This window comes from Ekhidna sp. (assembly GCF_039960695.1).
Lineage (GTDB): Bacteria > Bacteroidota > Bacteroidia > Cytophagales > Cyclobacteriaceae > Ekhidna.
Map to the genome: position 1 here is coordinate 390,198 of NZ_JBDVKP010000018.1, position 20,824 is coordinate 411,021.

Below are 20,824 nucleotides of genomic sequence, written 5' to 3' on the forward strand. Positions count from 1 at the left end.
AAGTCGCGTGATATGAAGTGCGAAATAAGTGCATCAAGCCCAAACAGTCAGCCCTTCTGTGCAGTTTTTGCAAATTTCTATTTCAGAACGTGATGTGAGTAACGATTTTCTGAAATTTTGGTAAGGCTTAGAATGCCATATTTTCTCGAAACTTTTTGTAGCAACATTGCCCATACTGTGAGTGGCATCTTTATCAAAACAACACGGGATTACTTGTCCGTCCCACGTTATGACGCACGATTGCCACATCTTCCAGCACTTGTTTTCAAGCTTGTTTTTAATACTGTAGGTACCGCCTTCGGTTAATTTGTATCTGGAATACTTATCAATAGTTGGGATGAGATCGCTTCCGTTTTTGTAGTCGTAAATCTGTGCGGTCTTAAATGCTACTTTATCAACTCCGTATTCTTTAGCTAATCGCTTAATTTTTGGAATCTCGTGCTCATTCGGTTTTACTACCAAAAACTGCCACACTATTTTTGGACTTTTTGATTTCAGGGCTTTGCGCCATTTCAAAATATTTTTGGTTCCTTCAAGGACTTTGGTCAAATCACCTTCCTTTCGGTATGATTCGTACGTTTCTTGTGAGGCGCCATCAATAGAGATAATAAGCCGATCCAATCCGGATTCCACAGTTTTCTGAGCGTTGATATCATCTAAGAAATGTGCATTAGTAGAAGTGGTGGTATAGACTTTATGATTTGAAGCAATCTTCACCATATCCAGAAATTGTGGATTGAGGTAAGGCTCACCCTGAAAGTAGAAGGTGAGATAAAGCAAATGGTCGCTCACATCTGACATTATTTTATGGAAGAGTTCGGTGTCTAGCTTCCCCGTCGGTCTGGTAAATGACCGTAATCCACTGGGGCACTCTGGACATCTCAGGTTGCAGGCAGTTGTTGGTTCTATCGCCATGCTAATTGGTAGCCCTGAAATAGCAGATTCTCGCGAATTGACTGAACGTTGGTAGCTTCTCCAGATTTTCCACGCATTGGATATCCTTTTTGGCGTTAGTTTTGAAGCGAGCGAGATGCTATCGTGAAGATTGATCAACATTAGAAACAAAGTAAACACTTGAATCATGAGATTCGTATTCCTTAGCCTTCTATTTTTAGTTACCACTTTTTCCCATGCACAAATAGAACTGTCTGATCGCGCAGAAATTGCCGTGATTACCATTGGGCCTTATCAAGGAGAGGTATGGTCTGCGTTTGGTCATAGCGGCATCAGAATCGTAGATCCGAGTACTGGAGTTGATTGGTTTTACAACTACGGATTATACGATTTCGATCAGGAAAACTTCTTCTTGAATTTTGCTCAGGGTTTACTTAAGTATAAAGTGGGAGTCATGAAATATGATCGTGTATTTCGCTATTACAAAAGTCAAAACAGGTACGTAAAAGAGCAGTATTTGAATCTCACCGCTGGGGAAAAGCAGCAATTTTTCGATTTCCTTCAACGCAATGTACAACCTGAGAATGCAGAGTATCTCTACAACTATGTTTTTGATAATTGCGCAACAAAAATCAGAGATGTACCAGTGCAGTTGTTTCCAAACAGAATTGCATTCGATTTTAGTTATAAAGAAGAGGGAAAAACTATTCGCGACTTAATGGATGATTATCTGGATTACCAACCGTGGGGGGATTTTGCCATCGATCTGGGTCTTGGCCTTCAAATAGATAGGGAAGCTACTGCATATGAGTATATGTTTTTACCAGATTATATTCATGCGGCATTTGCTGGAGCTACTATAGATCGGGATAGTCTGAAGGTTCCTTTAGTTGAAAGAGCGGAAACTACTTTTATGCCTGAGGAAGAAGACATCACAAATAGTCTTCTCACCCCTTTCAATACGTTTGTTTTGGTCTTCTTTATTGTGGGTTTAATTACTCACCGTAATATGAAGTATGGAAAACGTACTAAGTGGATAGATACACTTTTATTTTCTATTGTTGGCTTTGCGGGATGGTGGGTTGTTTTCTTATGGTTTGGAACAGAGCACCTATCGCAACGAAATTTGAATATCCTTTGGGCCATCCCATTTCACTTTCCGCTAGTTTTCTTTACCACCAAAGAGCGTTTCAGAAAATTCTTCAGTGTCTATTTCAAAGCAACAGCGTATTGGTATTGTGGCGTGCTTTTGATTTGGGCTATTTTACCTCAGCCGATTCATCAATCACTTGTTCCCTTGGTTTTAACCATGGTGCTGAGGAGCTTTTTTATCAGCTACGACCTAAGGAAAAAGGCCGTATAACTATTATTATAGTTATACGTTAGGAGTGATCATGCGAGTATCCTATCTTATTTTTTTTCTGATTTTCAGCGGCCAGTATTTACAGGCTCAAATAATTAGGGGGAATGTGTCGGATAGAGATACTAAAGAACCCATTCCCTTTGCCAATGTATTTTTCTCGGGCACGTTGATTGGAACTACTACCGATTTGGAGGGTAATTTTTCATTTACAATAGCAGCTGAAGGAAAATATGAATTGATTGTTTCCTATATAGGGTACCATGAGTATTCAAGGCAAATTCTCAGTACGGATGAGCTCCCCTTTTTTCAAATAGTACTGAACCCTGAGGTGATTGAGCTTAAGGACATTCAAGTGAATGCCGATACAGCGGGATGGAAAAATAATTATCCTGTATTTAGGCAGTTGTTTTTGGGAGAGACTCAAAATGCAGCTAAAGTTGAGATCGGAAACCCAAGAGATATTTTCCTTTTTTTTGATAAAATAGAAAATGGTTTGTACGCACATGCCAGAAAAGAGATTTTGATAGAGAATTATGCTTTGGGCTACCGACTGGGTTATGTGATGCAAGAATTCAGAATGGAATATAGAAGTAGGCGCTTCTATTCTTTTGGAGTGCCAAGATTTATGGAGATGATGCCCAAAAGGAAAGGTCAGATGCTGAGGTGGGAAAAGGCCAGAGCCAAATCATATCGTGGCTCATTTAGTCACTTTCTTAGATCTTTTAAGGAAAACACGTTTGTGGAAGAAGGATTCATAGTACAGGAGCTATACAGAGTACCCAACAGAAAAAGGCCACCAGAAAGCCTTATTAAAGAAAAAATATCAGCCTATGATGTAAGCGCCAATAAATCCACACAAGTTATCATAAGCGGCTCTTCTGATTCTGACAGCCTCAGATACTGGATGAGTATGAGAAGGCTGCCTACTGTTGTAGATAGTCTTGGAAAAGTATTAGAGGACAATGGTTTGATTAAGGGTGAGTCCATGACTTATGAAGGTTACCTAAAAATTATTTATACAAAGGAACCTGAAGAGCCCGGCTATTCTAGGTATAGGCGAGGAGGAGGGTCAGACAACAAACAGACCTCAATCGTTTATTTCACAGATTTCCTTAGAATCTATGAGAATGGATACTACGATGTAGAAAAAGTGTTCTTTGAAGGCTACATGGGGTGGTCTTCAAAAATTGCAGAAATGTTGCCCCTGGAATATATTCCTAAAACCGATTAGGCTTAGTTTGCCACGTTTACGCCATTCCAAAATGCCACATATCCTTTGATATTTTTGGCTAGCTCACTTGTTTCAGGGTAGTACCAGGCCGCATCTTTATTTTCTTCACCATTTACTTCTATGGAGTAATAACTGGCAGTGCCTTTCCATGGGCATACAGTGTGCGTGTTTGTCTCTTTGAAGAATTCTTTCTTGATCGATGATGGAGGAAAGTAGTGATTGCCTTCCACCACAACTGTATCGTCACTTTCGGCGATAACTTCGCCATTCCAAATTGCTTTCATAATTGTTCTTTAAGTGATACTAAGGTAAAAAACAACCTATTGGTTTTGTATGAGGTCAGGTAAATAGATATAGAATGTCGTGCCTTTACCTTTTTGTGAAAAAACTTCAATGGATCCTCCCATATGGTCAAGGGCGTCTTTGACAAGATATAGTCCTAAACCAGTTCCAGTAGAGGTTTTAGTTGCGCGATAAAACATGTCGAAAATTTTTGGGAGATGCTTTTCATCTATTCCAGCGCCATTATCAGAGATCTTTAACTCTACTCCTTTTTCAGTGGTCTGAATTTTTATGTTGATTTCAGTATTATGATCCCGATTGTGGTATTTGATGGCATTTCCGATAATATTAGTGAGCACTGTATGTAGGCGGGCGCTATCGGTATGAATGGTTACCAATTCAGAATCAATTGCCAGTTTTGGTTGTACATCATTTGGATCAAGCAAAAAGTTATACTCTTTATAAATCTCTTCTACTAAATCAATTTTGGTAATTATCAAATCCGCTTTTTGAGCCTTTCTTAATGTGATTATGTCACGTATTACATTGTCCGCTTGTTGTACTCTTTCTTCAATGGCGCTTAAAAATTCAGCTACTTTTTTTTCGTCATCTGCATGTCGGATGGCCTCAACAATTCCTGAAATCGTTGTAAGTGGTGATCGCAGGTCATGTGAGGAGCGATAGAGGAATGTATCCAATTCAGTGTTTGCTTTTTTGAGACTGAGTTGTTCAATTTCTAGCACACTAATGATCATTCCAAGCCCCATCAAAGATTGAAGGAATAGGTCAAAAGCCCCCATAAAAAAAGGCAATTTTGCTCCATAGTTAATGCCATTGATTTCACATAATGTGACAATAAAATAGTTTAATTGAAGAAGGCCATAAGCGATAAATGAGAATATGATAAATCGGATGCCGATTCCGGCTTTGCTAATTTTCAAAAGCATGAGTGCGCAGGCTATAAATATTCCTCCTGCTAAAAGCGATTTAATTCCTATGCGATAAAAAATGCGAAGATCTCCCGCACTTGGATCTTGATAATATATCATCACTAAAACCGCACACACAGGGATAGAGGCTAACATGTATATCCGCATGTAATTCTGACTAACCTTGCTTGTACGACTTATTTCTCGTGTGCCAGCATACAGCCAAGCCATCTGGAGAAAACTCGAATACACGCTTAAAAATGAGATAAATAGTCTGAAAGGATGTTCTAATGGAAGGTAAAAAGCATTGGTCAAAGCAGTAGAAGATGCAAGCATTGTAATAAAAAGAGCGAGCCAGCTTAAAGACCAAAATTTAAAAAAGTTGTTCTGATACTGTTTGTAAAACTTTCGCAAAATCAACATAATTACCAGAGCTAAAAGAGCTTGGATAACATATTGAAAAATAACAATTAAGACTGGCTGTGATAGCATGTTAATGCTTTTCAAATGGGGTGTTTAGTTGCCTTCAAATTCAGTAAATGTGCCATCAGGTACTTCGCGCAGCACCTGAATATTCGATAACTCATATTTACCTCTATTTTTAGCAAGAAGGATTTCACCATACTTCTGATAGTCCGCCCATGGAGTAACAATGCTGGGTTCTAAAGAGGATGAATCCGGATAATACGCCCACTGTGTGACAAGCTTAGAGTCTGTATCTATCCATACGTCATAGACATTTTGAGGTGTTGATCCTACATTTTCAAACGAAAGGCTTATAACATCTGCATTGGCTCCAGTCATTGTGGTATCTTCTCTTAAATACTTCAAAGTAACACCCGAATCTTTGAGTTTAAATGGCATCACTAACCAATAGGAGTCATTGACCCAAAGCCCATATCCTCTCTCTAAATAGTAATCCAGAGAATCGGTCATTTGAGTTCCATTTTTCATCACCTTTCCTTCTTTGGTATTGACATTCATAAGTATGGTAAGATCTTTATCTGGTACAGAGATGCGAACGTCCCCAGTCAATTTATCCCATGTGTGATTTCTGCGGCCAAAGAAATTCCAACTTATATATCTGGTATTATCCCAGGCTTTTCTTCCACCCATTGCCAACATGGCCTTGTCGGCGAGTAGAGTGGCTAGCAAATCTGAGCCTTCCTGATTGAAGCCTTCTGCAGGAGGGTTGTTGTATTCAATAAATTCTCCGCCTACGGAAGTGCTATCAGAACTTCCAGAAGAGGACGATCCTGTGGAACATGAGGCTATAATTACTAGAAGCGCAATTGCGCAAAGCGAATTTTTCATGGTGGAATTCTTAAAAGTGATAAATATAGGAATAAAAAAAGGAGACTATTAAAGCCTCCCTTAGTTTAGGTTGGTTGTGTGTGTTTTTCTTAAGTATTAATCTTTTCCATCTTTAAACTGCTCAAATCTATCGCCTTCCTCCGTTCTTGGGAACACGTTGTTATCTGTATAGGTATCAGCAGTCATTTGGTCTGGATCAATTACAATTTTAGCCACTTGTTTCTCTTTGATAAAAACTTTGGTCACTTCTTTTTCATTGATCTTCCAAATTTCAGCTGGAATTTTCTGCAGTTCCACTGACCCATCTACATAGGTCCATTGGATTAAAATTGGAGTAACCAACCCACCTTTGTTCTTCAATGTCAATTCATAGAAGTTTTTCCCTTTGGCTGCTTGTTTGACTTTATTTTGATCCATGGATTGTCGATATTCTCCAAATCCGCCTGTCCATTCCTTGAATACAAATGGCTGGGGATCACTTCCAAAATCTTTCTCGCCATCAGTATTTCCATCTATTCCTTGGCCGGCACCTTTGATGTTCCTGGCTTCAAGACCATTTTCCTCAGTCTGCATCTGGAACCATCTTACATTATCGAGTGATACGTCTACATAGTCTGTGCCATAGAACCAACCTCTCCAAAACCAATCCAGATCTACTGCTGAAGCATCTTCCATGGTTCGGAATAAGTCCGCTGGAGTTGGGTGCTTGAAAGCCCATCTTTGTGCATATGTTTTGAATGCTTTGTCAAATAGTTCAGGACCCATTATGGTAGTTCGTAGTAGGTTCAATGCAGTGGCAGGCTTTGCGTATGCATTATTACCAAACTGTCTAATTTGTTCTGAGTTGGTCATAATTGGCCGTACCAAACCTCTTTCTCCACTCATGTACGGAACAATGTTAGCAGCAGGACCTCTCCTTGATGGATATTCATAATCTAAATAATTATCATCAAATTCTTGTTCGGTCAAATATTGAACGAATGTGTTTAATCCTTCATCCATCCATGTCCACTGACGCTCATCTGAGTTGATGATCATGGGGAAGAAGTTGTGTCCTACTTCATGAATGATGACAGAGATCATTCCATGTTTCAACCGGTCAGAGTAAGTACCATCATCATTGGGTCTTCCATAGTTGAAGCAAATCATTGGATATTCCATTCCAATGGAAGCTGTGTGTACAGAAATTGCAACAGGGTAGGTGTATTCTATTGTGAATTTGGAGTAAGTCTCAAGCGTTTGTTTTACAGCGAGTGTGGAAAACTCTTCCCACAGTGGATTACCTTCTTTTGGATAGTAAGACATTGCCAAAGGCTCATTGCCATCGCTAAGTTTCACGGCCATGGCATCCCAAATGAATTTTCTGGAAGCACAGAAAGCATAATCTCTTACATTTTGTGCTTTGAACTTCCATGTTTTGGTTTTGGTTGATTTGGTCTTTTCGTTTTCTTCAGCTTCAGCTTGCGTTACAATTATCACCGGCTTTTCATATGACTTCTTTGCTTCCTCGTATCGATTCAATTGATCTTTTGAGAGTACATCTTTCGCATTTAGCAAGGCGCCTGTTGCACCTACAACAAAGTCAGATGGGACAGTCAGGTCTACTTCGTAATCACCGAAGGTTAAGGCAAATTCTCCGTTTCCAAGGAATTGCTTGTTTTGCCATCCTTCATTATCAATATATACGGCCATTCTTGGGAAGAATTGAGCAATTGTATACAGGTAGTTGTCTTCTTCTTCGAAATACTCAAGTCCCGATCGACCACCATCGGTCATTCGGTTGTTGATGTTGTACATCCAATCGATGCTGAAAGACATATTTTCGCCGGACTTTAACGGCTGTGCCAGATCAATGCGCATCATAGTTTTATTGATCATGTAAGTCATGTCACTACCGCCACTTTTTACTGACTTGATTTTAAAGCCTCCGTCATAACCTGAATCTCCTACAAGATTGAATACGGAGAATGCACTTAAGGTATCTCTCATACTACTTCTTCCGATTAACGGAGAATCAGAATCTTGAGCGCGCATATTTTGATCAAGCTGAACCCATAGATATTCCAGGTTGTCGGGGGAGTTGTTATAATACGTAATTGTCTCACTTCCCGTAATAGTCTGATTGTTGTCATCGAGTACAATTTTCATTTTGTAATCGGCTTTTTGTTGCCAATACTGATGACCAGGTGCTCCAGAAGCTGTACGATACACATTGGGGGTTGGCAGCATAGTACCCAGCTGCTCAAACTTCTGTTCCCACTCGGTGTCTTTTTGTTTTTGATCCTGTGCCATTGCAACAGATCCGATCAAAAACGCCACGATAAGTAGAATGCTATTCTTCATAGTTATGCTTAATTAATAATATTTTAGTTTAAATAATTTGTGTCTAGCATGAGCATTAAGGCAATACCGCCCACCGCTGATGAAACTATCATTTTCCAATCTTTTCTGCTGACACCTCCTAACCCGACGAAAAAGAAACTAATCACCATAAATAATCCTACTATTATTATTTGACCTACCTCTAATCCTACATTAAAGGCAAATAACTGTAGGATGATTGTCTTATCTGTACCTAGCAGCGCACGGAGGTAATTGGAAAATCCAAGGCCGTGAATTAATCCGAAAAAGCCTGCATAGAGGTAGTTTCTCCAAATCTTACCTTCTGCAATTCTATCTTCTTTGGTAAACAAGTTGGAAATTGCAGTGATAAGAATAGTGACTGGAATAAGGAATTCAATCAGGTCGGCATTGATCTTGATAATTCGCATGGTGGCCAATGCCAATGTGATGGAATGACCGATGGTAAATGCCGTAATCAGAATCAATACTTTTTTCCAATCAGTGGATTGGTAAAGGGCACAAAGAACAATCACAAAAAGGATGTGATCATAGCCATTAATATCTAAAATATGATCAAATCCAAGCCCGTAATACAATCTAAACTCACTCATGGGGTAGCGAATATAAGACATGCAATTGAACCTTAGTTTTCGCTAAACAATGATTTGATAAACGGTATTGACCTAAGGCATGCCATTTGCGTAGATTTGACTCATGATTACAGCGGCACTCATTTTTTTTCAGTCGTTGATACACCCATTTCATGTGAGTGTATCAGACATTAAGTACAAAGAAGACAAAAAAGCAATCCAAATCAGTACAAGAATTTTTCTGGACGATCTTGAATTGGCTCTTCAGGAGTATACTGGTGACAAAAAACTAGATATTACCCAAGAAGAAAGATGGGATTTTGTAAAGCAAAACCTAAAACCGTATGTCCTGGAAAGATTGAAGCTGTGGGATGAAAAAGATCGTGAGTATGAGCTAAACTGGATCGGCGCCGAGAAGGAAGACGATGTGATGTGGTGTTACATAGAAATAGAAAAAGTGAAAAAGCTGGAACGAATAAAGGTGTGGAACAGCATTTTGCATGAAGTATGGGGTGATCAGGAAAATCTGGTCCACTTCAGAGCATTTGAAAAGGTTAAAAGCGCGAGGCTGTATAAAGGAGAAGATACGGAGATTTTTGAATGGAGCAGCTAGTTGCCTTTGTTGCCATCTTCCAGTCCGAAAAGTACAATCATATTAAAAATTAACCGTATTCCATTGCTTACCATCGTGCGTCAATAAGCTCAGGTGATGAACTTCAAACTCAAAGCCTACCTCACGATTTTCAAACACTTTTTTAGCTTCATAAAACTGGGGTTTTTTCAAGTCGCGAAAGCCAATAGTGACGTGTGGGTGAAACGGTCGATTCTTATAATTGGCGTTATCAAGTTTCAGTTCTTTTCTACAAGTATCTACTACCATCTTTTGAAGTGATTCAAGCTTTTCGTTTTTAATTACATCCACAAACACCACCCGAGGTTCAAAAAAATCAAAGTTTTTCAACTTTATGGCGAATGGCTCCATTTGTTCATTCATCGTCGCCATCGTTCGCTTTAAATGATCCATTTTTTTCTCTTTCCACTTGAATGGCATGTGTAGGGTAATGTGAGGTGGAGATTTTAAGGCATGCTTGCTGCTATACTTTTCAGCCATCTCCATTTTCAATCGGGTGATCTCTTCCTTAAAGGGCGATGGAGGAACAAGAGCAATAAAGAAAAGTGATTCACTCATCTCGTAGCACTATTTTCATGTAATGCCAATAAGAAGTAAAATTGGAAAGGTCGTTGTGATGGCCTCCCTCAATCGTAAAAAATTCAGTGTCTTTTCCTGAAAGACTATTGAAAAGCTGCTTGCCTGAAGAATAGTCGACCACCTCGTCATCGGTTCCATGAAAAATATAAATAGGCACCTCACATGTATTCAGGTATAGGTAGTTTCTAAAATTGTACCTCAAGAGGTATTCGGCAGGATAGATTGGCATCATATCCTTGGCCACATCTTGCAGACTATAAAATGGAGTTTCCAGAATGAGCTTGGATGGATTGTTTTTACCTGCCAGGTAACTAGCAAAAGCCGAACCAAGAGATCTGCCAAATAAGATTGTCTTCTCTTCAGATTCTAGCTGACTGGCATATTTATAAACAGCGTCCGCGTCCGATAGCAGCACTTTTTGACTTCTATTCCCACCACTCTTTCCATACCCACGATAGTCCACTATAAACACTTCATATCCGAGCTCTACAAATGGATAAACCACCTCCCCCCATCTTGCTAAGTTTCCTGCATTCCCATGAAAGTAGATGATCAAGCCTTTCGATTGCGGTTGATTAAAGTGTAATGCATTGAGATCAGTTCCGTCTGCCATTGTGATAAAATGCTCATCAAATGATGCATCAAATGAATAGGTATAATCAGAAGGTAGATCCTCTGGAAGAAAGATCAATCGCTCTTGAAGTAGGTAAATCAGTAATCCCACTACCAGATATAATCCCAGTAAAGTGAGTAGTAAAATTTTAAGGACATTTAGCATTTGCTGAGATTCAATTTTTTTCCACTTTCCGCTTAAAAGAAATGCTTGTTTCATTGGGGTTGATTGGGGTCAATTCTTCAGTCTTTACAATCTCCTCCAACATTCTGTGATATTCCTCATGGGTGTAGAGATCATTATGCCCACCTCCAATTACAGAATAGAGACGAGTCACTTTAGGGTTAATGTTGGATAGTGCAAGGCTAGCGTTGTAAGGGATCAACTTATCTTTTGTACCGTGTATGATTTTAATAGGACAGTTCACGTACTTGATCCATTTGTAGGTACGCAATGGATATTTTAAGATGAGTGAGGCAGGCATGAATGGAATATACCTCTTTGCAATTTTTGCCATACTATAGTATGGGGATTCCAGAACAAGCATGCGCGGGCTATTATTGCTGGCCAACTTTGTGGCAAATCCAGAACCCATGGATCTGCCGTAGATAGTGATGTACTTTTCGTCCACTCTACTTTTTAATATATCGTAGACTTTTTGCATGTCATTCTTGATATCTTTCTCAGACCTTCTTAGTCCTTTGCTTTTCCCAAAACCACGATAGTCTACCATCACTACATCAAATCCCAGGCGGGTAAAATCTACTGCAAATTTGCCCCAACCTTTGATGGAACGTGAATTACCCTTAAGGTAAAGCACAACTCCCTTAGGTTTCGATATGCTAAAGTGGACACCATTGATTCTCACATCATCGCCAACGTACAAGTTATGTTCTACACTTTTTTGGTTTGGATATTTAAATTGAAAGTCTGGAGGGAGCTTCTCAGGTTTGAACAAAAACCTTTCTTGTAAGAAATACGCCGCCACATTGGTGATAATGTAGATTGATAAAATCACTATGATGATTGTCCAAACCAATGCCTTAAATTATGCTCGTTTAGGAGTTTACCCATTAAATATAACGAAATGAAATGTCCATAACGGGAGTCCCGTACCAATCTAGAATGATCCAAGGAGTAAACACGAATTCAACCTCGAAATAGATTAGACATTCAATATCACATTGAAAATAAACTTATACATATGAAATACTGGAAGATAGCGACACTTATTTTGATTCTGGCAAGTTGCCAAACTACAAATACGCCAAGCTCCACCTCAGCACCATCTTTGGAGGATTCTATGTCCGCTTTTACCTCCAGCATGGAGAAGAAGGCTGGTTATTTCAACTTCTACTATGATGATGAAGCAGGGCGCATGTTTCTTGAAGTCGACAAAGTAGGTCAGGAGTTTTTGTATGTCCATTCGTTAGCCGCTGGAATTGGCTCCAACGACATTGGTCTTGACAGAGGTCAGCTTGGGGGAGAAAGAGTAGTAAAGTTTGAAAAGTACGGAAACAAACTAATGCTGATTCAACCAAACTACGACTACCGGGCGATCAGCGACAATCAGGATGAGGTCAAGTCTGTTGCGGAAGCTTTTGCCAGCTCTGTGATTGGAGGATTCGAAATCAAATCCAAAAACAATTCTTCCTACCTGATTGACATAACTGACTTCCTTCTAAGAGACTCTCATGATGTAAGCGGCAGATTAAGAGGTTCTAATCAAGGCAACTTCTCAGTAGATAAATCAAGGTCAGCTATTTATATGGATGCAACTTTCAACTTCCCAAAAAATACGGAATTTGAATCGATTCTAACTTTTAGTGGTGATGCACGTGGTTGGTGGCTCAGGTCTGTGACACCAACACCGGATGCGGTAACAGTTCGTACCCACCATAGCTTCATAGAGCTGCCTGATGACAATTATACACCCCGCGTATTCGACCCTCGATCTGGCTTCTTCAACATCTCTTACCAGGACTATGCGACACCAATTGAAGACCCACTTGTGAAGCGATTCATCGTGCGACATAGGTTAGAAAAGAAAGATCCAAATGCAGAAGTAAGTGAAGCAGTAGAGCCTATCGTCTACTATGTGGATAGAGGTGCTCCAGAGCCTGTGCGTTCAGCTTTGATTGAAGGTGCCAGCTGGTGGAATCAAGCGTTTGAAGCTGCGGGATATAAAGATGCGTTTCAAGTAAAAGTGATGCCTGAAGGCGCCCATCCATTGGATGTACGATACAATGTGATTCAATGGGTACACCGATCAACACGAGGCTGGAGTTATGGTGGAGGAATTACGGATCCACGAACAGGAGAAATGATTAAAGGACATGTAAGTCTTGGCTCACTACGTGTACGTCAGGATTTCTTAATCGCAACTGGTTTATTACAACCATATGAATCCGGAAATGAATCACCAAATGCAATGACCGAAATGGCGTTGGCAAGATTGCGACAACTTTCTGCACATGAGGTTGGCCACACGCTAGGGCTGGCACACAACTTTGCGGCAAGTGTTAACAATCGAGCTTCTGTCATGGACTATCCACACCCGTATGTGAAAATGGATGAACAAGGTAACATTGATCTGAGCGAAGCATACGATGATAAAATAGGTGATTGGGATAAGGTAACTATCAAATATGGCTATGGTGATTTTCCAGGTGGGGAGAATGAAGAGAGACTGGATCAGATTCTGAATGATGCTTTTGACAATGACCTTCGATACATCACAGATCAAGATGCAAGGCCTGCGAGCGGACTGCATCCAGAAGCGCACCTTTGGGACAACGGCACCAACGCTGCGGTAGAACTGAATCGAATGATGAAGATTCGCAGAGCCATTCTCAATAAATTCTCTGAAAAAGCCATTCGTTCCAATATGCCGATGAGCTCAATTGAAGAAGTATTGGTCCCGATGTATCTTTTTCATCGCTATCAGGTAGACGGCACTTCTAAAATCATTGGAGGCTTAAACTACAGTTATGCACTCAGAGGAGGCAATCAGGTTGTAACTGAAATGCTTTCCTTCGATGAGCAGATGGGAGCACTGGAAGCTCTTTTAAACACAGTCAAGGTTGAAAACTTGAAACTCCCTGAAAACCTGCTCGGTCAGATTCCGCCAAGAGCGTTTGGGCACCCACGCTCCAGAGAAACATTCCAATCGAAAACCGGGCCCGCATTTGACTACCTGGCTGCTGTAGAAACTGCAGCAAGCGTTCCATTTAGCTTCATCCTCAATGCCGATCGATTCAATCGATTGCTTACCTACAAGGCAAGGGATAATAGTCAACCTGGTGTGGATGCTGTTTTAGATCGTATGATAAAAGCGGTTTGGATGAGCCCATCTCACAATAGTTTAGATCGCACCATTCAGCAAGTAGTAGAAATGGAAATGCTAAAGCACCTAATGGGACTGGCGATAAATGATCGTGCCTATGATGAAGTGAGGGCAAAAGCTACAGCTAAAATCAAAGAAATAAGATCTTATGCCAATAGCCGAAATGATCGAAAAACCAATGATGATGGTACCTATTATCGTTACGTGGTAGCACAAATTGATCGTTTTCTGGCAGAGCCAGAAGAGTTCAAAATGGAAAGTCCGATCCAGGCACCAGATGGGTCCCCCATAGGAAGCTGTGATTTTTAAAATGAAATATTATTGCTTTTAAAAAAATTATCACTTTCATTTGGCCCAACAATGAAAACGAACGTAACATATTTTAGCTATTTCTTTATTTATCTGATCGATAGATCGGGGTGGCTATAGTATGTGTTAAAAAATAAAACATAAGCCTCCCCATCGGGAGGCTTTTTTTTTGCCATGCAAAAACAAAAAGTAGCAATTCAAGGTCTAAGAGGAAGCTTTCATCACGAGGCATCTCATCATTTCTTTGGTGATAATATTGAGCTATGCGAGTGTGAAACATTCCCAAGTGTTATGGCTGCAGTCGTCTCAGGCCGTGCTGATGTTGCTCTCATGGCAATTGAAAATTCGCTGGCCGGATGTATCATCCCTAATTACGCATTGCTACGATCGAACCCTGTGGAAGTTTGCGGAGAGGTTGGTCTTCGGGTGAAAATGAACCTAATGACATTACCTGGAACAGATATTGAGCAAATAGCTGAGGCACATTCACATCAGATGGCTATACGACAATGTGGCGAATTTTTTCACAAACACAGGCACATGAAAGTGGTAGAAGCTTTTGATACTGCAGGGAGTGCAAAGAATATCAAAGACAATCAGCTGAAAAACATTGCGGCGATCGCAAGCTTACAAGCGGCCAAAGAGTACGACTTGGAAGTTGTAAAAGCTGGAATCGAAGACCATTCACTCAACTATACCCGGTTTTTGGTCATTTGCCCAAAAGGGAAATCTAATGTAGTAAACCCCAATAAGGTATCTGTGTACTTCCAGACAAAGAATGATGCCGGATCTTTGGCAAATACGCTCACCATAATCAGTGGTCTTGGTATCAATTTGAGTAAACTACAATCACATCCTGTGCCCAGCAAAAACTCATTGTATGGATTTTACGCTACATTGGAGATTCAGGATAGTTCACAACTTGATGATTTAAATCAAATCATGGAAAGAATGACCATTCAATTTGAGACACTGGGTATCTACAGAAAGGGGGAGACGCATGGTTAGTAAGCTCAAATCAAAAAGACTATCTGGGATTGGCGAATACTATTTCTCCAAGAAACTTCGGGAGATTGACACACTAAACGCAAAAGGTGAAAATGTATTAAATCTAGGAATCGGAAGTCCGGACATGCCTCCACCTTCTGCTGTGAAGGAAACCCTTGTCAACGGGTTTAATGAATTAAACTATCATCAATATCAGAGCTACAAAGGAATTCCTGACTTAAGAAATGCCTTTGCAAAATGGTATGCCAAATATTTTGGTGTCATGCTTGAGCCCGACGCTGAAGTGTTGCCATTGATCGGGTCCAAAGAAGGTGTCATCCACATCAGCATGTCCTTGTTAAATGAAGGGGATCAAGCACTTGTGCCAAACCCAGGGTATCCAACGTATGGTTCAGCCACCAATTTGGCTGGAGGGGAGCCGGTGTACTATTCGCTTGATGAAGCACATCAGTATCATCCGGATTTTGATGCGTTGGAACAACTAGACCTCAGTCGGGTAAAGCTTATGTGGGTAAACTATCCGCATATGCCGACAGGCGGAAACGGCTCAGACGATTTGTTTGCGCAGCTCATTCAATTCTCAAGAAAGCATCAAATAGTTATCGTCAATGACAATCCATATGGATTTATACTTACTGATAAGCGAAGAAGTCTTCTACAACAAAGACAGAATACTGACTTAGTGTTGGAGTTGAATAGCATATCCAAATCCCATAATATGGCCGGATGGAGAATAGGGGTTTTGGTTGGAAATGCTGACCTCATACAAACTGTTCTTGCTTTTAAAAGCAATGTGGATTCAGGTCAGTTTAAGCCAGTAATGAGATCTGCTGTAGCGGCATTGGAGGTGAGTGAAGATTGGTATGAATTGCTTAATGACGAATATAAAATAAGGAAAAAACTAGCTCAGCAGGTGGTTGAGTTAATTGGATGCACGTTTAGAGACGAGGAGGTTGGGATGTTTATCTGGGCCAGAATCCCAACTGAATTTTCAGATGGTGAATCCTTTGCTGATTTCCTTTTAAATAAATATCGAATCTTTATTCCACCGGGAAGTGTTTTTGGTAGCGAAGGCAAGTCATTCATTCGACTGTCTCTTTGCAGCCCAAGAGAGATATGGGAGGAAGTGATCAAACGCATAAAAGAAAAAGAATGAAAACGAACCCAATCCAATTATTTGAGCAAAAGAGGCCATTGGTAATTTCGGGTCCTTGCAGCGCTGAAACTGAGAATCAGGTGCTTTCAACTTGTAAGAAGCTTGCTGAAACCGGGAAGGTGGATGTGCTGCGGGCAGGCATATGGAAGCCGAGAACACGACCAAATAGTTTTGAAGGGATAGGGGCGGATGCATTGCCCTGGCTAAGTCGCGCAAAAAAAGAAACTGGCCTTCCAATAGCAGTTGAGGTTGCAAACTTTAATCATGTTTTTGAAGCACTTAAGCATAAAGTGGACATCCTTTGGATTGGAGCTCGCACCACTGTAAATCCATTTTCTGTTCAGGAAATTGCAGATGCACTTAAAGGAACAGATGCTACAGTCTTAGTCAAAAATCCAATAAATGCCGATGTAGAGCTGTGGACAGGTGCATTAGAGCGGCTCAATCAGGCAGGTATCACAAAACTTGGTATGATTCACCGTGGCTTTGCTCAACATGGCAACAGTATTTACCGCAATGAACCTAAGTGGCAACTAGCAGTTGAAATGAAAAGACGATTCCCTGAACTTCCGCTGGTATGCGATCCAAGCCATATCTGTGGTAACCGGGAGTTATTGCTAAGTGTATCACAGCAGGCACTAGATATGGATTTTGACGGGTTAATGATTGAATCTCATATTCATCCAGATGAAGCATTAAGTGATAAAGCACAGCAGGTTACACCCAATGATCTGGAGGCTTTACTGGATGAACTTGTGGTCAGAAGGCCAGACATTCCTGATGAAGAATTATCCAATAAACTTTCCCGATTGAGGAGTCAAATTGATTTAATCGATGACGATCTTATGAAACTACTTGGGGATCGGATGAAAGTGGCAGAAGAAATTGGCTTAGTAAAGAAGGAAAAAGGAATTACGATTCTCCAAACCAATCGATGGGAAGAAATTATCGAAAAGGCATCTGCCAACGGCGCCCTGCAGGGACTGTCTAAAAAATTCATGATCCGATACCTGAATGCTATTCATCAAGAGTCTATCGACCACCAAAATGATGTAATGAATACTTCTGAGTTAGAAGACAAATAAAACATACGAATCGGTTAGGGGTTTTATCTTGCAATCGAATGAAAGAACAACTTCAAAAAATTGAGGACGGCCTGGCTAGCCTGGCACTCGGTGATCAGCCCGAAAATCTGTATGATCCTATCCGATATTTACTTTCCCTGGGCGGAAAACGATTACGACCGATGCTGGTTCTGCTGGGGCATGGACTTAAAAAGGAAGATAACCAATCGGTGATTTCTCCGGCATTGGCTGTTGAGGTCTTTCATAATTTCACGCTAATGCATGATGATATCATGGATGAGGCACCTATTCGACGAGGACAGCCAACGGTGCATGAAAAATGGGATCAAACGGTGGCTATACTTAGTGGTGATACCATGATGGTCAAGGCCTACGATCAGCTGTTGGAAGGTCCAAGAGAATCGCTCTTAGATGCAATAAAAAAATTCAACAAGTGTGCAATTGAAGTGTGTGAAGGGCAACAGTTGGATATGAATTTCGAAGCGTTTGACACAGTAACCGAAGCTCAGTACCTAGAAATGATCCGTTTAAAGACTGCTGTTCTTCTGGGATTCAGTTTGGAGTATGGCGGTTTACTCGCTGGTATGGAGTCAAATCAATTAGCTCAGCTTAATGCCATCGGGGAAAAAGCCGGAATTGGTTTTCAATTGATGGATGACTTGCTGGATGTATACGGAGATAAAGCAAAATTCGGGAAGCTGGTGGGTGGTGATATTGTTTCCAACAAAAAAACGTATCTACTGATCAAAGCGCTTGAATTAGCAAACGATACTCAAAGAAAAGAAATGAATAAATGGCTGTCTGCTACTGACTTTGATATAAATGAAAAAGTAGCGGCCATTAAAAATATTTATGGAGAGTTAGGCATCTTTGAATTGACACAAAAGAAAATGAATAACTTTTATGATGAGGCTTTTGCTCTTTTGGATACAATGGACGCAAGAGAAGAAGGGAAGAAAGCTTTAATTGATTTCTTTGAAAAGTTGATGAAAAGAGAAAGATAAAAATGCTTAATTAAGCTTCTCTCACACTATTACTATTACTAAAAAGTACCTGATATGATCGCAGTAGTATCTCCCGCAAAAAATCTTGATTTCAAGACTCCACATCAGACAACTCCTACTCAGCCAAGACTGATGGAATGTACGGAGGAACTGATCCAAGTACTTAAGAAAAAGTCCGTTGATGAAGTAAAAGACCTTATGAGCATCAGCAGACAATTAGCTGGGCTAAATGTTCATCGATACAAGACGTTTGATTTTCTGCACAACGAGGAAAACTCAAAACCTGCAGCATTAGCATTTAATGGAGATGTTTATCAAGGGTTGAAAGCAGAGACCTTTGATGAAAAGAAAATGGTTTTTGCTCAAAAACATTTCCGTATTTTGTCCGGATTATATGGTTTACTCCGACCATTGGATTTAATCCAGCCGTACAGATTGGAGATGGGAACCAAGCTTGCTTTTGACGATTACAAAACGCTCTACGACTACTGGGACGAAAAAATTCTTAACCTCTTACTGAATGACCTTAAGGCTCAGGGAGATGATATTATATTAAATCTTGCTTCCAACGAGTATTTTAAATCAGTAGACAAGAAAAATGTGCCAGCAAGAGTAATCAACGTTGAGTTCAAAGACTTTAAAAATGGCAAGTACAAGATCATTTCATTCTATGCCAAGAAAGCAAGGGGATTAATGTCTCGATTCATGATCGAAAATCAAATAACTAATCCAGACGATTTACGTGCTTTTGATTATGAAGGCTACTATTTTGACGAGTCCGCAACGGAAGAAAACAAGCTGGCATTTAAGCGAGACAAGAAGAAATAGGAAACTCATTTTCATTTAAATATGATAGACCCACTCTTTATATTTAGCGTCTAAAGGATCAAAATCTGAGGGAACAAGAAAAGTTCTTTTTAAGATTTCTACATCTTCTATTTGCACCAGTGAGAGATTTCTATAGCCTTCAGAACCACCTCCTTTTGTATACCCTGAAACTTGTCTACATACCAGAACGACTTTGTTTGCAGTGGTTTGACAAACGCCAAAAGGTTGAACAACCCGCGGAAGAGGTTCACCCTTCAGGACTAGCCTACATTCCTTTCGACCATCTGAGGCAACCCAAAGTTGTTTTATAATATCTTCCATATTAGTTACTGCTGCATCCACCCAAAGAGTTCCATCAGCCAAGCAACTCCCAGGTGGATCAAAATGCCGCCCCAAATATTTCTGCTATTGTATGAAATAATTCCTAATAAATAACCACCGAACACCGAGCTAATAGTTTCTCCGATCGGCTTACCAAAATGAAGAAAAGCATACGTAACAACCATAGGCAAAACAGCATAACCACCCAGGGTTCTTGTGAAAGCAAAAATCAAAAAGCCTCTAAAAATCAGCTCCACCGAGATAAAATTGCTACCATAGCTCAGTTCGTAAATGGTAACCAGCCACGATTCAGAAATCCCTGGGTTGACACTTAAATAGAGATTTGCGCCTGAACCTCGATATCGAGGATAGAAGTCCTGAATTTCTCCCAAAAACGAACCAATGCCAATAAATACAGCCGCTATCCCAAGCATGATTAAGTACGGCCTTGGATCAAATTTTTGCCAGCTGAGACCATAGTAATTCTTAACATCATCCTTTTCCAGCAATGGATAAAGTATCAACATTGGGATGACCACCAGAATCAAACTAGATGCCCAGTTGGCGCATCGAATGACAAAATGGTATTCCATTTGAGGCAGGTACTTAAGCCATTCTGTAAATCCATAAAAAGATCGGTCCAAAGCCAATAAACCAAAGCCAACAATAAACTTAACCCAATAGCTCCGACTGCTTAGCCAGTCCCTTTTCTTGCCAAAAGCGAAAAGGATGAGACACACTATGAAAAAAGGCCCACCGTGAAATAAAAACATCCATAACCATTTGATCGGTTGGCCATTGTAGGAATCAATAACACCATCTTCAAAATCAAATTGATAATTTAATGTGATGCATATAGCAGTAAAGACGAATATCACGACGTACATCTTCAAATCGTAATGCTCGCGTTGATAGTCTTTGAGATATTGAAGAACTTTCTTCATTGGTCAGGTTAATGGAAATGAAAATCCTAAATTAGACCATTCATCCGAAAGCAT

The 20,824-nt window shown here is 40.2% G+C and carries 20 protein-coding genes; 9 read left to right on the top strand and 11 right to left on the bottom strand.

Annotated features, from left to right (window positions below):
* Positions 1–33 precede the first annotated feature (33 nt).
* Complete coding sequence (locus ABJG98_RS11790; protein WP_348280094.1) at positions 34–1,056, bottom strand: SPASM domain-containing protein; 1,023 nt, start codon at positions 1,054–1,056, stop codon at positions 34–36.
* A gap of 25 nt (positions 1,057–1,081) precedes the next feature.
* Here ABJG98_RS11790 and ABJG98_RS11795 point away from each other — a divergent pair, with 25 nt between their 5' ends.
* Complete coding sequence (locus ABJG98_RS11795; protein ID WP_348279722.1) at positions 1,082–2,257, top strand: DUF4105 domain-containing protein; 1,176 nt, start codon at positions 1,082–1,084, stop codon at positions 2,255–2,257.
* Between the two features lie 31 nt (positions 2,258–2,288).
* Positions 2,289–3,488 (top strand): carboxypeptidase-like regulatory domain-containing protein, encoded by a 1,200-nt coding sequence (locus ABJG98_RS11800; RefSeq protein ID WP_348279723.1) that lies wholly within the window; start codon positions 2,289–2,291, stop codon positions 3,486–3,488.
* Between the two features lie 2 nt (positions 3,489–3,490).
* Here ABJG98_RS11800 and ABJG98_RS11805 read toward each other — a convergent pair whose 3' ends face one another.
* From ABJG98_RS11805 to ABJG98_RS11825, 5 genes are all read right to left on the bottom strand, one after another.
* Positions 3,491–3,772, bottom strand: a complete 282-nt coding sequence (locus tag ABJG98_RS11805) for a DUF427 domain-containing protein (protein WP_348279724.1) — start codon at positions 3,770–3,772, stop codon at positions 3,491–3,493.
* Positions 3,773–3,808: 36 nt separating this feature from the next.
* Positions 3,809–4,930, bottom strand: a complete 1,122-nt coding sequence (locus ABJG98_RS11810) for a HAMP domain-containing sensor histidine kinase (protein WP_348279725.1) — start codon at positions 4,928–4,930, stop codon at positions 3,809–3,811.
* A gap of 285 nt (positions 4,931–5,215) precedes the next feature.
* Positions 5,216–6,013, bottom strand: a complete 798-nt coding sequence (locus tag ABJG98_RS11815) for a hypothetical protein (RefSeq protein WP_348279726.1) — start codon at positions 6,011–6,013, stop codon at positions 5,216–5,218.
* A gap of 96 nt (positions 6,014–6,109) precedes the next feature.
* On the bottom strand, positions 6,110–8,356 hold the full coding sequence (locus ABJG98_RS11820; protein ID WP_348279727.1) for a M1 family metallopeptidase: 2,247 nt from the start codon (positions 8,354–8,356) through the stop codon (positions 6,110–6,112).
* A 23-nt stretch (positions 8,357–8,379) separates the two neighbouring features.
* Entirely contained in the window at positions 8,380–8,967 is a 588-nt protein-coding gene (locus ABJG98_RS11825) for a HupE/UreJ family protein (RefSeq protein WP_348280095.1), read from the bottom strand.
* 103 nt (positions 8,968–9,070) lie between these two features.
* Between ABJG98_RS11825 and ABJG98_RS11830 the strand changes: the two genes are divergently transcribed.
* Positions 9,071–9,559, top strand: a complete 489-nt coding sequence (locus ABJG98_RS11830; RefSeq protein WP_348279728.1) for a DUF6702 family protein — start codon at positions 9,071–9,073, stop codon at positions 9,557–9,559.
* Positions 9,560–9,601: 42 nt separating this feature from the next.
* Here the strand turns inward: ABJG98_RS11830 and ABJG98_RS11835 are convergent, their stop codons facing one another.
* From ABJG98_RS11835 to ABJG98_RS11845, 3 genes are read right to left on the bottom strand one after another with little or no spacing between them, the layout of a single operon-like run.
* On the bottom strand, positions 9,602–10,135 hold the full coding sequence (locus ABJG98_RS11835) for a 2'-5' RNA ligase family protein (RefSeq protein WP_348279729.1): 534 nt from the start codon (positions 10,133–10,135) through the stop codon (positions 9,602–9,604).
* Positions 10,128–10,988 (bottom strand): alpha/beta fold hydrolase, encoded by an 861-nt coding sequence (locus ABJG98_RS11840; RefSeq protein ID WP_348279730.1) that lies wholly within the window; start codon positions 10,986–10,988, stop codon positions 10,128–10,130. The genes ABJG98_RS11835 and ABJG98_RS11840 overlap by 8 nt, the downstream gene beginning before the upstream one ends.
* Positions 10,945–11,787, bottom strand: coding sequence for an alpha/beta fold hydrolase (locus tag ABJG98_RS11845; protein WP_348279731.1), 843 nt, complete (start codon positions 11,785–11,787; stop codon positions 10,945–10,947). Before ABJG98_RS11845 ends, ABJG98_RS11840 begins: the two co-directional genes overlap by 44 nt.
* Positions 11,788–11,973: 186 nt before the next feature.
* Here ABJG98_RS11845 and ABJG98_RS11850 point away from each other — a divergent pair, with 186 nt between their 5' ends.
* The 6 genes from ABJG98_RS11850 to yaaA all read left to right on the top strand — a co-directional run bounded on the left by ABJG98_RS11850 (position 11,974) and on the right by yaaA (position 19,505).
* Complete coding sequence (locus ABJG98_RS11850) at positions 11,974–14,424, top strand: zinc-dependent metalloprotease (RefSeq protein WP_348279732.1); 2,451 nt, start codon at positions 11,974–11,976, stop codon at positions 14,422–14,424.
* A 174-nt stretch (positions 14,425–14,598) separates the two neighbouring features.
* On the top strand, positions 14,599–15,432 hold the full coding sequence (locus tag ABJG98_RS11855; protein ID WP_348279733.1) for a prephenate dehydratase domain-containing protein: 834 nt from the start codon (positions 14,599–14,601) through the stop codon (positions 15,430–15,432).
* Positions 15,425–16,588 (top strand): aminotransferase class I/II-fold pyridoxal phosphate-dependent enzyme, encoded by a 1,164-nt coding sequence (locus ABJG98_RS11860; RefSeq protein WP_348279734.1) that lies wholly within the window; start codon positions 15,425–15,427, stop codon positions 16,586–16,588. The genes ABJG98_RS11855 and ABJG98_RS11860 overlap by 8 nt, the downstream gene beginning before the upstream one ends.
* A complete protein-coding gene (locus ABJG98_RS11865) occupies positions 16,585–17,673 on the top strand; it encodes a chorismate mutase (protein WP_348279735.1) in 1,089 nt (362 codons plus the stop codon). The genes ABJG98_RS11860 and ABJG98_RS11865 overlap by 4 nt, the downstream gene beginning before the upstream one ends.
* 38 nt (positions 17,674–17,711) lie before the next feature.
* Positions 17,712–18,677, top strand: a complete 966-nt coding sequence (locus ABJG98_RS11870; RefSeq protein ID WP_348279736.1) for a polyprenyl synthetase family protein — start codon at positions 17,712–17,714, stop codon at positions 18,675–18,677.
* 54 nt (positions 18,678–18,731) lie between these two features.
* A complete protein-coding gene (gene yaaA, locus ABJG98_RS11875) occupies positions 18,732–19,505 on the top strand; it encodes a peroxide stress protein YaaA (RefSeq protein WP_348279737.1) in 774 nt (257 codons plus the stop codon).
* A gap of 15 nt (positions 19,506–19,520) precedes the next feature.
* On the opposite strand, the gene ABJG98_RS11880 is transcribed toward yaaA, so the two are convergent.
* On the bottom strand, positions 19,521–19,868 hold the full coding sequence (locus ABJG98_RS11880) for a hypothetical protein (RefSeq protein ID WP_348279738.1): 348 nt from the start codon (positions 19,866–19,868) through the stop codon (positions 19,521–19,523).
* Positions 19,832–20,770: a CPBP family intramembrane glutamic endopeptidase gene (locus tag ABJG98_RS11885; RefSeq protein WP_348279739.1), complete on the bottom strand. Its 939-nt coding sequence runs from the start codon at positions 20,768–20,770 to the stop codon at positions 19,832–19,834. The genes ABJG98_RS11880 and ABJG98_RS11885 overlap by 37 nt, the downstream gene beginning before the upstream one ends.
* Positions 20,771–20,824: the final 54 nt, after the last annotated feature.